General features: G+C 52.4%; 14 protein-coding genes. 6 read left to right on the top strand and 8 right to left on the bottom strand.

Translation table 11 applies throughout. The features are described from left to right. The first annotated feature begins 11 nt into the window (after positions 1-11). Complete coding sequence (locus ACTIDN_RS03080) at positions 12-1448, top strand: FAD-binding oxidoreductase (RefSeq protein ID WP_441375929.1); 1437 nt, start codon at positions 12-14, stop codon at positions 1446-1448. Positions 1449-1607: 159 nt separating this feature from the next. Here the strand turns inward: ACTIDN_RS03080 and ACTIDN_RS03075 are convergent, their stop codons facing one another. The 4 genes from ACTIDN_RS03075 to ACTIDN_RS03060 form a co-directional block, all read right to left on the bottom strand. Further along, on the bottom strand, positions 1608-5012 hold the full coding sequence (locus ACTIDN_RS03075) for an autotransporter outer membrane beta-barrel domain-containing protein (RefSeq protein ID WP_441375928.1): 3405 nt from the start codon (positions 5010-5012) through the stop codon (positions 1608-1610). 182 nt (positions 5013-5194) lie between these two features. After that, positions 5195-5662 (bottom strand): hypothetical protein, encoded by a 468-nt coding sequence (locus tag ACTIDN_RS03070; protein ID WP_415507977.1) that lies wholly within the window; start codon positions 5660-5662, stop codon positions 5195-5197. A gap of 24 nt (positions 5663-5686) precedes the next feature. Then, on the bottom strand, positions 5687-6376 hold the full coding sequence (locus tag ACTIDN_RS03065) for a hypothetical protein (RefSeq protein ID WP_441375927.1): 690 nt from the start codon (positions 6374-6376) through the stop codon (positions 5687-5689). 456 nt (positions 6377-6832) lie between these two features. After that, positions 6833-7396 carry a cob(I)yrinic acid a,c-diamide adenosyltransferase gene (locus ACTIDN_RS03060; protein ID WP_441375926.1) on the bottom strand — a complete coding sequence of 188 codons (564 nt, stop codon included), beginning with the start codon at positions 7394-7396 and terminating at the stop codon, positions 6833-6835. 75 nt (positions 7397-7471) lie between these two features. Between ACTIDN_RS03060 and ACTIDN_RS03055 the strand changes: the two genes are divergently transcribed. Together ACTIDN_RS03055 and ACTIDN_RS03050 are read left to right on the top strand one after the other, a co-directional pair. Further along, the gene (locus ACTIDN_RS03055) at positions 7472-7858 is read left to right on the top strand and encodes a DUF423 domain-containing protein (protein WP_415507980.1); all 387 of its coding nucleotides are present in this window, start codon (positions 7472-7474) and stop codon (positions 7856-7858) included. Then, on the top strand, positions 7855-8790 hold the full coding sequence (locus tag ACTIDN_RS03050) for an SAM-dependent methyltransferase (protein WP_441375925.1): 936 nt from the start codon (positions 7855-7857) through the stop codon (positions 8788-8790). The genes ACTIDN_RS03055 and ACTIDN_RS03050 overlap by 4 nt, the downstream gene beginning before the upstream one ends. 4 nt (positions 8791-8794) lie before the next feature. Here ACTIDN_RS03050 and ACTIDN_RS03045 read toward each other — a convergent pair whose 3' ends face one another. Further along, a complete protein-coding gene (locus tag ACTIDN_RS03045) occupies positions 8795-9103 on the bottom strand; it encodes a hypothetical protein (RefSeq protein ID WP_441375924.1) in 309 nt (102 codons plus the stop codon). A gap of 27 nt (positions 9104-9130) precedes the next feature. After that, positions 9131-9739: a hypothetical protein gene (locus ACTIDN_RS03040; protein WP_441375923.1), complete on the bottom strand. Its 609-nt coding sequence runs from the start codon at positions 9737-9739 to the stop codon at positions 9131-9133. On the opposite strand from ACTIDN_RS03040, the gene ACTIDN_RS03035 reads away from it, so the two are divergent. Next, positions 9738-9989 (top strand): DUF1653 domain-containing protein, encoded by a 252-nt coding sequence (locus ACTIDN_RS03035; RefSeq protein WP_441375922.1) that lies wholly within the window; start codon positions 9738-9740, stop codon positions 9987-9989. The genes ACTIDN_RS03040 and ACTIDN_RS03035 overlap by 2 nt on opposite strands. A gap of 158 nt (positions 9990-10147) precedes the next feature. Continuing rightward, positions 10148-10600 (top strand): CHRD domain-containing protein, encoded by a 453-nt coding sequence (locus ACTIDN_RS03030; protein WP_086650379.1) that lies wholly within the window; start codon positions 10148-10150, stop codon positions 10598-10600. A 68-nt stretch (positions 10601-10668) separates the two neighbouring features. Here ACTIDN_RS03030 and acs read toward each other — a convergent pair whose 3' ends face one another. Both acs and ACTIDN_RS03020 read right to left on the bottom strand, forming a co-directional pair. Further along, positions 10669-12597 carry an acetate--CoA ligase gene (acs, locus tag ACTIDN_RS03025; protein WP_441375921.1) on the bottom strand — a complete coding sequence of 643 codons (1929 nt, stop codon included), beginning with the start codon at positions 12595-12597 and terminating at the stop codon, positions 10669-10671. 223 nt (positions 12598-12820) lie between these two features. After that, the gene (locus ACTIDN_RS03020) at positions 12821-13270 is read right to left on the bottom strand and encodes a DUF2501 domain-containing protein (protein ID WP_415507985.1); all 450 of its coding nucleotides are present in this window, start codon (positions 13268-13270) and stop codon (positions 12821-12823) included. Positions 13271-13850: 580 nt separating this feature from the next. Here ACTIDN_RS03020 and ACTIDN_RS03015 point away from each other — a divergent pair. Beyond that, positions 13851-14555: a GntR family transcriptional regulator gene (locus tag ACTIDN_RS03015; RefSeq protein WP_415507986.1), complete on the top strand. Its 705-nt coding sequence runs from the start codon at positions 13851-13853 to the stop codon at positions 14553-14555. The last annotated feature ends 68 nt before the right edge of the window (positions 14556-14623 follow it).

Below are 14623 nucleotides of genomic sequence, written 5' to 3'. Positions count from 1 at the left end.
GGTTTTTTCCTATGCCTGACACACTCCTGCCCGCTCCGTTACTCGCTACCCTGCAAGAACTGCTTGGCCCGTCAGGCATTTTAACGGAAGCGTCTGACACACAAAGCTACTGTACAGACTGGCGTATGCTTTATCAGGGTAAATGCGCGGCAGTTCTACGCCCCGCCACAACAGAAGCCTGCGCCAAGGCTGTAGCCCTGTGTGTACAGTATGGTGTGCCCATGGTGCCGCAGGGCGGCAACACCAGCATGGTAGGCGGCGCTACGCCCGACACAAGCGGCAAAGCCGTTGTTATTTCCACCACCCGCATGAACCGTATTATTTCCATAGACCATGCAGACCTGACCATGACGGTTGAAGCAGGCGTTACCTTAAAAGCTGCTCAGGATGCAGCCTTGAAGGAAGGGTTAATGCTCCCACTTTCAATCTCGTCAGAAGGCTCTGCCGACATTGGGGGTGTTCTGGCAACCAACGCTGGCGGCAACAATACGGTTCGGTATGGCAATGCACGCGAACTCGCTTTAGGGCTGGAAGCTGTACTGCCAGACGGCAGCGTGCTCAATGTCATGCGCAAACTGCGCAAGGATAATACCGGCTACGCTTTACGCCAGTTGCTAATTGGGTCCGAAGGGACTTTGGGCATTATTACAACAGCCGTTATTCAGCTTCAGCCTCAGCCCCGTTCTCGTGAAACGGCACTCTGCGCTGTGCCAAACACACAAGCTGCACTTGACCTGTTTGCTACCTTCCGCAAACAGGACCCCGCAGCCATTCAGGCTTTTGAATATATGTCCGGCACCAGCATGGCATTGGTCAACAGCCTGATTGAAAACTGCGCCCTGCCCCTTTCAGAGCCTGCTCCGGCTTACGTGCTGGTTGAACTGGCAAGCCCCCGTGCTGATGACAGCCTACGCGCCCTGATGGAAGAAACCCTCGGCACTGCCTTTGAAAATGGTCTTGTATCAGACGCTGTGCTGGCAGAAAGCGAAACCCAACGCCAGACACTCTGGATGATTCGTGAAGAACATGCCGAGGCCCAGAAGCGCGCTGGGGCCTCTGTAAAAAATGACGTCTCCGTACCTCTGGCAACCATTCCAGACTTTATTGAGCGCGCCACTCTTGCTTGTGAAACCCTGATACCCGACATACGGGTTGCACCATTTGGCCATATTGGGGATGGCAATATTCACTTCAACCTTGTCCAGCCTGAGGGTGCAGACCCTGCTGCGTTTCTGGCACAGGACCATGCCATGATGGACACGGTAGCTGGCATTGTGCGGGAACTGGGGGGCTCTTTCTCCGCAGAACACGGTGTTGGGCAATTGAAGACCTACATGATGCCATCTTGGCGTGGCGGTGCAGAATTGGACAGCATGCGCAAAATAAAAGCGGCGCTGGACCCCAAAAATCTTATGAACCCGGGGAAAATTTTCCCAGACGTAGACTAAATCTTTATGAAAAAGGCGGTGGAGGTTTTCAACACGTCCACCGCCTGCAATATTTATTATTCCTCTTAAAACCATTCATTTAAACTATAGTTTTAAGAAGTTTTTAGAAGAAACTGTGCTGCAACAGAAAATGTCTGTTTTGCAGCACACTCATGGTCCTTAGAAAACCCAGGATAGAGAGCCTTTTAGGCCGCTTTCAGAATAATGTCCGCCATACTGCCCGGTGTAGGAAATACCAATCCGCAGGCGTTTTGTAAGGTGTGTTTGCACACCTACTTTTACCAGAGCTGCATCTTGCACCAACGGCACGCCAGAGACTTCAAAATCCTGACTGCCAGCAAGGAAGCTTGAACGCGCAGTGGGTGTCAGGGCTCCAAATGCGTGGCGGTAACCCAAGGTCAGACCCGGAATAAGCACTGCTTTTCCAACATGCAGGCTGGTTGCCATGCGGGAGCCAAACGTCGCGTATGTTACACCCGTATCCAGTTCATATCCGTGCAGTCCCCCAACGCCGCCGCGTTCATGAAAAGACTTTGTTTGCTGGTTGATATAAGCCACATCACCAAACGGCTCGATCATGACGCGGCCCAGATCAAACCTGTAGCCCAGATCAGCAAAAGCCTGTGCTGTACCACCATTATAGCTGCTGTTCTGCCGGTCCATCATTCCGGGAAAAGCAACTGTACGGCGCGTTGACAGCATATTCCATGTGTAGGTTGCACCCATGCGCAATGCCAGACGGTTCCAATGCGTGCTGGCATAACCGCCAAGCGTTACGTTATCACTACGGCCAGAAGAGGCACGACCGTTAGCTGAAAAACTGGAATGCCCATACCCGACCAGCATCCCAACATGCCAGTTTTCAATACGGGATGTATCGGCCCCCATAACAAAACCACCGGTCGAATTGCTCAGACCTGCCGCATTGCTGGTTTTACCATTATGGCTCCAGCTTCCGTAAGCCTGCATCCACAAAGTTTCGCCCTCATCCGCACGGCAGTGTGCGTCCTGCGCTTTCAAGCGACCGTGGACGGCAGTTTTTGCGGTGCCGTTTTGTGCACCCAGCATACAGTCGGCAGCACGCATACGATCTATCGCAACATCCCGAATTTCGTATGCATCCTGAATAAGCGCTGTACGGGCTGAAGCGTGAATTTCACCTGAAAGAGCATTAAATGCTCCACGCGCCTGCGCAAAGTTCAGAGACGTAATGGGCCGTGCAATGTCCGTTGTTGGTGCAATACCATCCAGCGCCGTTGCAACACTCTGCTCGTTTCGTGTCTGGGCTGCGGCAGCAAAAGCAATGTCACTCCGTGCAACATCCACCGCTACGCTGTTCTTTGCGTAATCCACTCCAGTTGTCAGGAAGGGGTACAAATCTGTTGACCCTGTCAGGTTACTTTCAATTTTACCAAACTGTCCCTGCACACCGTCTGTTGCCGTCAGAATTGTATAGCTCTGCCCTAATTCTGGCGCGCGGGTCCGTGCCGTCACGGTGCTGACCAGTGTAGCACCGTTCAACTGTGCTTTGCCGTTCACAGTAATCAGGCTGGCGGCACTGCTCCCAACGCGCACAAGATAAGAGGCCTCAGCCCCCAAGGTGAAGTTACGCGCAACAGACATAGTGCCCAAAGTGTTACTCGTATCACCGGGGGTCACAACACCACGCACTACGGATAACCCACCAGCAAAATTACCTGTGCCATTGACGAACCCTGTTGATGCCACAAGGCCTGTTGTCGTGCCGTTATTGAGAAAATGGCCTGCGTTTTCAACCTGAGTCTGTTCTAGCGTGCCGGTCAAAGCGAGTGTCGCTCCGGTAGAAATACCAGTTTTACCTGTGTAGCTGCTGTTACCCGTCAGGATTTCCTGTCCGGCGGCAATAATAAGACCACCATGCGTCTGCCCTTCCCCGCCGGTTAGAACCGGTAGCGGCACGACAGACGGACGCGTTACGCCATCCGTGTAATCATCTCTCATAGAGCCAGCAAACGTGCCTGATGCCTGACTGAGCATGAGCGTGCTGTCTCCCAGCACCACAGTTCCGGCCCCTTCAAGGGAGCGGATGCTCTGCCCTGCATCTGAATGGGCAATGTCCAACGTGCCATCCACTTTTACGGTGGAAGACTGCGCAACACTCCCAGGCCCACCAACGCCCAACCACGCATTTTGCGCAACAGAGGTAGCACCTGTGTAGGTATTTGCATTGGTGAGGTAGGCTATTCCCCCACTTTCAACGCTTACACCTTGCGTGCCTGAAATAACGCCTGCCAGACCCAAAGGCCCCATAGCATTGGTAATGGTCAGACCATTGGAAAAATTACTGTCAGAAACATAAAAAGGCGTGTAGCCGGTTACTGCTTTTTCCAAGTCATACATAACGGCATTATGTTGGAAGAAAGAAATACCCTCCAGCGTGTAGCCATCTGGCGTGTAGGGATTGGAACCAACGGTCAGAAGGGCGCTCTGGTCGCCTTGGTTTCCATCTGCGGTCGTAATCGTCACAGTCTGGGCGTTTGCAGTTTTGCCAGTAATACTGAGCGTATGCCCAGAGTTAACATCCTGTGATGCACCATCGCTCCCGGTAATACCGGCTTTAAGGGCCTGATCCAGCAGTGCTGAAGAGCCAACATAAATGGTCGGTGTACCTGAATCCAACAATGTGGGCATACCCACTGTCTTAGGCCCATTATCCAGCGCATATTGGAACATGACATCAAACTGATGACCCGCGTTCGCACCAGAAAGCGGAAATTTACCAACCACTCCCCGCCACGGCACCTGCGTAAAAAATTGCGCCCGCAGAGCAGCATTAAGACCCATAATCAGGCAGCCTTGGCCACAGTCCCCCGGCGTAGCCGCAGTACCATTCGCCTCTACAATATATCCCGTATTGGTCAGTTGCCCCGGCACACCGCCGTTGTCCCCCGGATATATGAAGTCACCTGCACCCATAATCCCGTAAAAATGTCCTTCATCAGGCGCTAATCCGGCATCCAATGTCTGCTGCCATGTCAGATCCTGATAATAGGTTTGGGAAGGATCCAGCCCTGGTGTTGTGCCCGGAATAATTTGTCCCGGCGTGTCACCATTCAGCCGATCTGCCGTATCAATGGAGGCCTGAATAAGAGCCACGCCCAGACCGCCAGATGTTGCATAGTCCGCAACCTGCTTGCCTGTCGCGCCATTATAAAACTGGACGCTGGATACAGTGGTGTCCGACTGTAAATAACCGTATGTGCCGTCCCCATACATATAGCCATAAGGCGCACTAACGGGCGTACCCGCCTGAGCTGGAAACCACGAGGGAGCGTTTCCGCCCATACCAACTGCAATATTGAAAGAATCAGACCCTGTATCAAAAAGATACTCTTTGGCATCTGCTCCATTTACACCAGCCTTAATACCAAGACGGCCAAACATGTACTGCGTGCCGTCTGAACCAACATCCGTTTCCGTAATAATATCCAACGGAATTTCTGCCGCACGTGCCTGATGTTCATGACAGGCAAAAATACAACTTAGGAAAAACACCCGGCAGGACAAATTTCGGAAACGGACCATTGAAAGTAGCTTTCTCTTTGAATTCATTACCTTTAATTATATTCCATAACGGAAATTTAATTTTATCACTATGGTAATTATTTCTTTTTCGATACAAATCAGCGCGCTGTGTTAAAAAAGCCGCACTGCATTATGGCGCAGTGCGGCTTTCAAATTTATGCCTAGAATACAGCGTGACGGTATTATTTTTTACGCGAGAGAAAATCCATCTCTGGCCGACGCAACGCATAGAGCTGAATAATCAGGCCGGGGAGCAGAATAAAGCCTAGTTCTATTCCACCCAAAACCATGGCAAGAGCGGTAAAAACTGGTGCTAAACCCCGTTCCACACGCGCACCATAAGGTGCGGCACAGGCCAGAACCGAACACAGCCCACTTACAGCCAACAAACCAGCCGCAGAAATTGCCTGAAAAGGATGATGTGTGACATTAGGCGTAAGCCCTCCCATCACACTATCCAAAGACGACATATCAGACGACCACCCTGCCAAACCAAATAAAAAAGTGAACGGCAGAACCAGAACGCCAAAAATATCTTTCAATAGCAGCAAAAAACTGATGACGAGAGGTGGCAGTAATATGAACGCCACCCCTACGGCAATATCAGCAATTAAAAAAACCAGTGCAGGTGTTACGGTATTATTTTTCATCGCCGTTACCCTACAAACTTGTTTTTAGTCTTTCCACCATTTTACAGGCTGCGGCTCATCTGCGCTAATGTCTTCATCTTGCACAGTATCCAACTCTACAGTCTCCGCCGCAACAGGGCGTGTACGTGGGCGGCCCCGCGGTTTGGCTTCCAGCTTTTTGCGCAGGTCCTGTGCCTCTTCTTCCATACGCTCAAGGTCACGTTGCAAGCTGCGGACCATACGTGCCTGCTCGCTCAACTCAGCGTCCCGTTCCTGTAATTTGGCAGTAAGTTCCCGCACCATCAGGTCAGCATGGGCTTGCCGTGTTTCCATGCCTCTCTGGCTGGACTGCAAGTTTTCCAACTGACGTTCTGCATCTTCTGCACGCAGACGTTCTTCCGCCAACTGACGACGGATTTTTGAAACTTCGCCCGCCTCATCATCCGAAAAATGTGCTGCACGGGAGGTGGTGAAGGCTTTTGGCACCGCTAATGTACGTGGCTGTGTGCGAGCCAGAGAATGTTTTTCTACCTGCACATCACCATCTTTTACAAAGCGGCGACGTTTATTCTGGGCGTTATCCGCTGCCGGGCGCTGAGCAGACTGCTGAGAGCGCGCCCGCGCAGGAGCACCGGCCCCCATGCGCTCAAGAGCGTTACGTAATGAGGCTTCTTCAAATGCTTCTTCCTGACTTTTTTCAGGCCCGGGTGTTGAAAAAAAGGATGGTGTCTTCATGAATTCGGAAGTCACTCTGCTTTATACTTTCCTGATACTGTAAGAATTTTCCACATATTTCTGCCTGGGGCTCATTACTCAACAATGACATGGAGAGTGAGCGACATTTTAGCAGACTGTTTTTAGGAGCACTCAGATACGGTGCACTGTGGAAACCTTAACACGATAGAAGATTGTGAAATACAGGAAATGTCTTGCGCAAAAAACAGCACACTACTCTTTCCTGCTTTTGCTTTTAGCATATTCACCCTTACTTTCCAACAGAAGAAAGCCGCAGAAATCAGCCTTTTTTGTATCAATCCTCCTGTTTTTTCCTAACAATTACGTCACGTTGGTTTTTGTCATGCCTGCAAATATTCGTTGGTCGTGTTTGATACAAAACACATCTGCCCGGAATTTTAGAAAAAATGTCGCGTAGAACAGGAGCCTATATTGCTTTTTACTTTGTACCATCCATCACCCTGGCACCCACAATACGTCCGTTTGACCATCATTATTAAAATGGCGTGATAGAACAAAAAAATAATCTGATAATCTGTTCAATATTTTCAACAATACCGGATTAATATTTTCTTGCTCTGCCAAAACAACGCAGCATCGCTCTGTTTTCCGGGCCTGTGTGCGGGCCATGTGCGCCCATGCAGCAGCAAGACTGCCACCCGGCAAAACGAAACTGGTCAGAGGAGCCTGTTTAGCCTGTAACCCTGCAATCTGCTCTTCCAACAAAACTACCGCTGTTTCAGAAACACGGCGCGGCGTTTTTTTTGCTGTGGTCGTCTCTGGCTGGCAGAGGTCCGCCCCCATGTCGAACAAAAGATTTTGCATATGCATCAGCTCTGCGTACACAGCGCTGCCTTCTTTACTGTGGGCCCGTAGCACTCCCACAACTGCATTCAGTTCATCCAGACTACCTATGGCCTCAACACGTGCAGTGCCCTTTGACACACGAGACCCATCCCCCAGAGAGGTCTGCCCCGCATCTCCACCACGTGTCACAACACGGTCTATACGAATACTCATGCGTCTCTCTTCCTTTTATCCCGGGTCTGCTTTTCTGTTTCCGCTGAAGGCAGATGCGCCTATATACAGCTCATCATGCCCAGCACATTTTCTTTCCCTCGTTTATGGCGCATCTCTGGTGCGCTTCTGGCCGCCAGCGGCACCATAGTGGGTGCACTGACCGCTCACCTCCCTGATGCACGCTTTGCAGAAGGCGGCCGCGCCATTGCGCACAATGCCATGGAAGTACAGATGTGGCACGCACTTGCCCTTTTGGCGCTTGGTGTGTCCCTTAACCAACGCCCCACCCGGTTTGTGGCCGCAGCCGGGTGTGGCCTGCTTCTTGGCACGCTCCTGTTCTGCGGGGGCGTTTATTATACCGCACTGACAGGGCATCACGCTGCCCATGTAGCGCCTACGGGGGGAAGCCTGCTCATTATCTCTTGGTGCACACTCGCCGTTGCCTGGGCGCTCCGGGCATGACACAGCAGATTAACGGAGCATGGTTGGCACCTGAAGGGCTGGAAGCTGTTCTGGAGCAGGACCTTAACCGCCGCGGTGTGCAAATTGACCGCTGGCATGGCCGTCTGGCGCTATCACAGCAGCCTGCTTTATATTCTCCGTGGGCACTGGATATCTGGCTGGAACCACAAAGCGTCAACATTACGTCTATTCGCCATGCCGCTGAGACACTCCGTGCCATACAACGGAACTGGAGCCTGTATGCTGCCGATTGTTTCCGCCGCACCAGCCTGATTGAGGATAAACTCCCGCCTGTCAAAGCGGCCCCTCTTGTTTTTCCAACCCTGCCCCCCAGCAGCCCGCTTGGAGCATGGACCTTGCTGGATGCAGGCACACTCCTGTTTTCTGCCAAGAAATCCACGCCTTTTGTAAACGGCACACCCCAGTTTATTGAAGACCGGATTGGCCCTCCGTCCCGCGCCTACCTTAAATTATGGGAAGCCTGCACACGGCTGGGCCATTGGCCACAAACCGGGCAACAATGCTTTGATTTGGGCGCAACTCCCGGCGGATGGACGTGGGCCATTGCGCAACTAGGTGCAAACGTAACCGCCATAGACCGCGCACCACTGGACCCACGCGTTGCCGCAATGCCCACCGTCAGCTTTCAACAAGGAAGCGCCTTTGGACTGGAACCAACAGATCTGCCTGAGGCTGACTGGGTATTTTCTGACATTATCGCGTATCCCAAACGGCTGCTTGCACTTGCTAACCGCTGGATTGAGTCAGGCCGTACGGAACGCCTTGTATTAACGGTCAAGTTTCAGGGCGAAACGGACCATGAAACCGTGTCCGCCTTTGAAGCCATACAGGGTGGGCGCCTGATGCATCTTGCGCAAAACAAGCATGAGCTTACTTTTTTCTGGCAAAAGCCAGAATCGCAAACCCTCTAAACGCTCAGGAGCGCCGCCATAAGCGCTCCCCAAGCCGCACGACCAGCACCGCCACCCCAAAACACACCACCATAAGCCCTATCGCCACAGCCTGTTGCCTCTGGGCTACGCCATCCACCGCCAGTGTTTGCAGGATAGTGGCTCCCACATGACCACCGGAGACATGGTCTATCCACGGCAAACCAGCCAACCCTTCCCGCAGCAATGCAATAAGCAAGACTGTCACCCCAACGGTTATCAGAGTTTTGAGAACGGTATATTTCAGACTACCCATAACCGAGGGCTGAGATGAAGAAGAGGAAGGCTGGGTCATTCTGGTCCTGACATCTATCGATTACGCTTACTGAGTAATCTGGTGTCCCTCTTTCCGCATTTCAGCCTGATGTTTCTTAATAGATGTTTTAAAACCCGGCAGGTCCGTTGCTGCCAGCGTATCGTGATACGTCCCGTTTCTCCAGATCCAACGGTCTGAACCATCAATCAGAATATCCCGCATACCGTCATGCGTTGTGTGTAAAAGGCTGATAGGGCTGCTGACGGAATCGAGAATTTTCACCCATTGACCCCCATGTTTCATATAAACGTCTGTTGAACAGCCAGCAGACCCACACAGACTTGCCGCCTGCACCTGCACAAACAGACCAATGGTCTTATTGTCTTTTGAGAGGGGTGTGGAGCCGATAAGAATGAGCGGAGTCTCATGATGACGCGCCGCTGCTGCCAGATCTTCCCCGCTGAGTTTTTTGACTTCTGCTTCCAGCGGGCTACCGGGCTGATGGGTCATGATAACCGGATCTGCGGCCTGTGACGTGGCTTTCTGTGTATGGCGCTTTGCCTGTACGGATGCGGGCCCTGCAATCAAGAGGGCGACGGCCAGAGCTGAGGGCACCATAAAACACCGGTTCAAGGTTGCGACCTTGCCGCAAGCTGTGGAAAACCTGTTAACCATGAATACCCATCCTGAAAATACACACACCATGATACTGCCCGAACAACCGCAACCCGGCCTGTACAGACATTATAAAGGCGGACTTTATACTGTTCTCTGTGTCGGACGCCACAGTGAAACCGAAGAATGGCTCGTGACATACCGCAGTGAGGCTCTTGGCAGCTATTGGGTCCGGCCACTGGCTATGTGGCAAGAGCAAGTTAATGGCGTTCCCCGCTTTAGCTTTATAGAGGATACAACTCAGCTATAGTTGCGGAAGCGGACCATAAAAGTTCTTATACCGCTTAAAGCAAAGAGGTATTTTATTTTTAACATTCATTTATTTTATGAACGGTCATGGAACCTTATCTGAGGCCGTTCGTTTAGGTCTTCGTAGGAAGTGAATACTTTCGATTCTAGGAGGATACTATGATTTCAAACCGTTCTATTACTTTTGGTGCAGCTCTTCTGACCGGCGTTCTGGCTTTTGCGCCAGCTCTGTCCCACGCAGAAACCATTTCTGCCCAAGGGCACTTCGCACCGCAGAAAGCAGTGGCCTCCGAAGCAACCGGCGGCGCACGCGCTACACTGGAAACACGTAACAATGCGCTAAGCTACACCGTGACATGGAACAACCTGTCTGGCCCAGTTGTTGCAGCAGAACTTCTGGCTGCAAAATCACTGGCTGACACGGCTGAGCCGGTCGAAACGCTGAAGGGTCCGTTCAAATCTCCGCTTGAAGGCACAATCACGCTGAGTGCGGATGAAATCAAACAGTATAAAGATGGTAAACTGTATATCAGCCTCGGCACCGCAGCACACCCACATGGTGAAGTCCGTGCGCAGCTGAACCCGGTTCCGGCACCAGCAGACAGCAAATAAAAGCCAGCCTTTTTTGAAGGCACGGTAAGGAGCGGGGCAGACAGTTTATGTCTGCCCCGCTTTCTATTTTAGCTGCTCTGCTGTTCTTTCACAGCGGCAATCAATTCAGACACAATATCGGGGTCCGCCAGAGTAGACAGATCCCCCAGACCATCCAGATCATGCGACGCAATTTTACGGAGCAAACGCCGTACTATCTTGCCTGAACGTGTTTTGGGCAGGTCTCTCACAACGTAAATTTTCTCGGGCACTGCGTAACGGCCTACTCCTTTGGAGACGGCACTGTTCACAGCCGAGGGGTGAAATACCCCCGCTTCGCGCGGCACGACAAAGACGACAAGCCCCTGCCCCTTCAGGTCATGGGGAATACCAACAGCAGCGCTTTCCACAACCTCGTGGTCCGTTGCAATAGCGTCCTCAATTTCTGCTGTGCCAATCCGGTGCCCAGATACATTCACCACGTCGTCAACACGGCCAGTTATCCAGTAATAACCATCCGCCTCACGCCGGGCGCCGTCCCCGGTAAAATAATGGTTGGGGCATGTTGTAACATAGGTTTGCCTATACCGGGCATGATCCTGCCAGATTGTCATAGCCTGCCCCGGCCATGACTGCGCCATGCAAAGCAGTCCCTCACCTGCACCCGTTACTTCAACACCCTGCGCATCCAGCAACGTTGCAGCAACACCCGGCAGTGGAAGAGACGCCGCACCCGGACGAGGTGTCACGGCGTTGGCTGCCGCAGTGATCATAACCCCGCCTGTTTCCGTCTGCCACCATGTATCAACTACAGCGCAATGGCCTTTTCCAACTTCATCGTGAAACCAATGCCACGCTTCCGGGCTGATAGGCTCCCCTACAGTACCAAGAATACGCAGGCTTTTAAGGGAACGACTGCGCACAACGGACTCATCTTCCCGCATGGCGGCACGCACAACGGTAGGAGACGTATAAAATGTGGTAACGCCATTGCGGTCAATAACATCCCACCAGCGCCCCGGCTGCGGCCATGAAGGCAGACCTTCATAGACCATGATGGTCCCACCATTAGCCAGCGGGCCATACACCACGTAAGTATGTCCCGTTATCCAGCTAATATCCGCCGTACACCAGAAGACATCAGTCGGCTTATGGTCAAAGACGGTCGCATGCGTAAACGCCGCCCAAACCATATAGCCTCCCGTACCATGCACCAGCCCTTTTGGACGGCCCGTACTGCCTGACGTGTACAGCAGAAAAAGCGGATCAAGGGCATTCATGGACTCAGCCGGGCAGTCTGGCGCTTCCTGACTTACTGCCTCTGCATAATCCAGATCACGACCCGGCTGCATGGGCACTCCATCATCCGTTACCGGCACAACCAGAACATGCTTTACACACGAAGACTGGCCACACCGGACAATGGCATCATCAATGGTGACTTTGCTGGGTATGCGCTTTTCACCACGACGGGCACTATTCGCTGTAAGAACAAGCACGGCTTTGCTATCCGTCAGCCGCTCTGCCAGACCTTCCGCAGAAAAACCACCAAACAACACGACATGAATGGCACCAATACGGGCACACGCCAGCATAGCAATAACCCCTTCCGCCACCATTGGCAGATGGATTGCCACGCATTCTCCCTTCTTGACGCCAAGCCGCCGCATCAGGTTAGCCAACCTGCACACACGGGCATGAAGCTGCTGATATGTCAGCACGTCACGGTCGCCGTCTTCCTGCCCTTCCCATATCAGGGCTGGCTTATCAGGCTGGGTGAGCAAATGGCGGTCAAGGCAGTTTTCTGACGCGTTGAGACGGCCGTCAGAAAACCATTCTACCGTAACATCTCCGGAAAAATCACTGCGGGAGGCTTGAGTGGGCTGTTTGTGCCATGTCAGACCGCGCGCCTGTTGCAGCCAGAAAGCCTCTGGTTGTTCCCGGGCGTCCCGCACCATGTCTTGATACTGTCCGGCGCGCTGTGATGCCACGCCGGTGGTTCCAAACGCTTCTGACACGTTCTCCCACCTTTCCTGTGCTTATAAACCCCTGACATCCTGCGGACAGGGATCTGTCGGCTTTGTCACATTCAGAACATGGGGGAAAGAGAGGCTACGCCATAGTGCAACATTAATATTTCTTTACAATAACAATAAGGCCGACCTTCCGTTAAGAAGTCGGCCTTATTAATACAACAGCTAGTGCCCCCTTGTTATACAAAGAGGCAGCCTAATACAGACCTTACAATGCTGCCTGAGCACGGTCCAGCACAGCTTTGCAGGTTTTCTGGCGTACAGGAATGCTGGATGTAGCAATGGAATATGTCTTGCCATTCACCTGCAACTGACCAGCCGTACCACGTGCGTAGTACATGTTGCCTTCCTGCCCATCTGGCACGGCGTTAGTCTTTTTGTTGTAAGACTGGAGGACCTTAAAGCTCTCATCGTAATCAACATACGAACCCTGATTACAATAGTTCAGCAGGCCGCCAAGTTCTGCCGGGTGAACGCCACCCACATAACCGGACAGGTCTGTATCAGTCAGGGTTGCATTTTTTGAACCCGCTTCTGCCTGCTCTCCCCCTTTGGAGACAGGGGCGGGTGTGTCTGCTGCATGTGCAAAAACAGGGGCAGCAGCCAACAGGGTGGTAACAGCAAGCGCCGGCAGGGCGCGGACAGAAAACAGCTTCATCAAGAATCTCCCTCGCGGAATATTGCGCCAAACTGCCCCGCAAAATGCTGAAAGATCAAGCGGGCGGACTGCGCGGACGGAACATGGCAGCCCCTAGATAACGCTGGCTTTTTTACGTGAGCCCTCAAAAAATCCTACCTGACTCTTGCCGCAAAAGCGCCGTCATACGCAAAAGTGTTCCTTTATTTACAGGCTCAAATTGTGCATTTTTACCGCATATAAAAATCATCCAAACACTGAAAAGTTTTGATAGAGAAAGCATCTTCGGCATTGCAGGTTTTGGCTATGCGCCAATAGCAGTTTGCAGGCGCGACACTTGGCCTAAGCCCTTCCTTCCTTTGCAACAGCCATATTTATCTTGCGTTATGCGTTTGCTATAACAGACTTAACGTGTTGCCTTATCGCTTTCCCCTCACGCGATAGTGACCGCTCATTGTGCCTGTTAAGACTGCTGACAGCACCGAGACCCGAAAACCCCAAAGGCCGTTGCCCCGGCAAAGGCCCCCTTGGCACAGAGCCGTTACGCTCTCTATGATGCAAAACAACACGATACTGAAACGAACCGGAGCCCGATATAAGCATGTTGCCTGCACACCTTTTTCTTAAAACGGAGTTTGCAGGACACGGCACGGCTTCTGAAACCATCCGGACAGCCCTGCGCACCGCCATTCTGGAAGATGTGCTGGAGCCGGGCCAACCGCTGCCTCAGTCCGAACTGGCTGCCGGGTTCGGGGTCAGCATTATTCCTGTGCGTGAAGCGCTCAAACATCTGGAAGCCGAAGGACTTGTCGCTTTTCTGCCCAATCGCGGCGCAACCGTTGTGGGTCTGGAAGAAGCAGATGTGCTGGAATACTCGCAAATTCGCGCGTTATTAGAAGAGCAGGCAGCGGGTTTTGCTGTGCAGAACATGAGCCGTGTCGATCTGGCCCGTATAGAAGACGCTTATGAGGCCTTTGTAGAAGGCACCCGCGGCAGTAACGGAGCGGTAAAATCCGGTGCGCTCAATCGGGCCTTCCACAATGCCATTTATGCTGCTGCTAACAAGCCACGCCTGCTGGCCATGATTGATGACCTGCATATTCGGCTGGACCGGTATATTCGTGGGCATTTACGCATTGAGGGCCGCAAAGACACGACAGACTCGGAACATCTGGCAATTCTGGAAGCCTGCCGTGCCAAAAATGCTGACTTAGCTGCCAGTTTGACACGCACGCACATCCTTCATGCTGCTGATATTTCCGTACAGGTATTCCGCCAGAAAAGGCGGCTGTCTCAAACAGGCTGAGGCCCTACCCCGTCCCTTATAGATCAGCCGCCTCTTCAAGCCCATTTCCAGCTCACAAAAACGCTGCC

Source organism: Acetobacter sp. (assembly GCF_052102375.1).
Lineage (GTDB): Bacteria > Pseudomonadota > Alphaproteobacteria > Acetobacterales > Acetobacteraceae > Acetobacter.
Note: the sequence above shows the minus strand (reverse complement) of the source record. Positions and strands in the feature narration are given on the sequence as shown.

What these genes read in the sequence shown, in the direction of transcription:
- ACTIDN_RS03045 (WP_441375924.1), bottom strand. Translation starts at nt 9,103, where the DNA reads ATGACCCAGCCTTCCTCTTCTTCATCTCAGCCCTCGGTTATGGGTAGT.
- ACTIDN_RS03015 (WP_415507986.1), top strand. Translation starts at nt 13,851, where the DNA reads ATGTTGCCTGCACACCTTTTTCTTAAAACGGAGTTTGCAGGACACGGC.
- ACTIDN_RS03035 (WP_441375922.1), top strand. Translation starts at nt 9,738, where the DNA reads ATGAATACCCATCCTGAAAATACACACACCATGATACTGCCCGAACAA.
- ACTIDN_RS03040 (WP_441375923.1), bottom strand. Translation starts at nt 9,739, where the DNA reads ATGGTTAACAGGTTTTCCACAGCTTGCGGCAAGGTCGCAACCTTGAAC.
- ACTIDN_RS03060 (WP_441375926.1), bottom strand. Translation starts at nt 7,396, where the DNA reads ATGAGTATTCGTATAGACCGTGTTGTGACACGTGGTGGAGATGCGGGG.
- ACTIDN_RS03055 (WP_415507980.1), top strand. Translation starts at nt 7,472, where the DNA reads ATGCCCAGCACATTTTCTTTCCCTCGTTTATGGCGCATCTCTGGTGCG.
- ACTIDN_RS03050 (WP_441375925.1), top strand. Translation starts at nt 7,855, where the DNA reads ATGACACAGCAGATTAACGGAGCATGGTTGGCACCTGAAGGGCTGGAA.
- ACTIDN_RS03065 (WP_441375927.1), bottom strand. Translation starts at nt 6,376, where the DNA reads ATGAAGACACCATCCTTTTTTTCAACACCCGGGCCTGAAAAAAGTCAG.
- ACTIDN_RS03080 (WP_441375929.1), top strand. Translation starts at nt 12, where the DNA reads ATGCCTGACACACTCCTGCCCGCTCCGTTACTCGCTACCCTGCAAGAA.
- ACTIDN_RS03070 (WP_415507977.1), bottom strand. Translation starts at nt 5,662, where the DNA reads ATGAAAAATAATACCGTAACACCTGCACTGGTTTTTTTAATTGCTGAT.
- ACTIDN_RS03020 (WP_415507985.1), bottom strand. Translation starts at nt 13,270, where the DNA reads ATGAAGCTGTTTTCTGTCCGCGCCCTGCCGGCGCTTGCTGTTACCACC.
- ACTIDN_RS03030 (WP_086650379.1), top strand. Translation starts at nt 10,148, where the DNA reads ATGATTTCAAACCGTTCTATTACTTTTGGTGCAGCTCTTCTGACCGGC.
- ACTIDN_RS03075 (WP_441375928.1), bottom strand. Translation starts at nt 5,012, where the DNA reads ATGGTCCGTTTCCGAAATTTGTCCTGCCGGGTGTTTTTCCTAAGTTGT.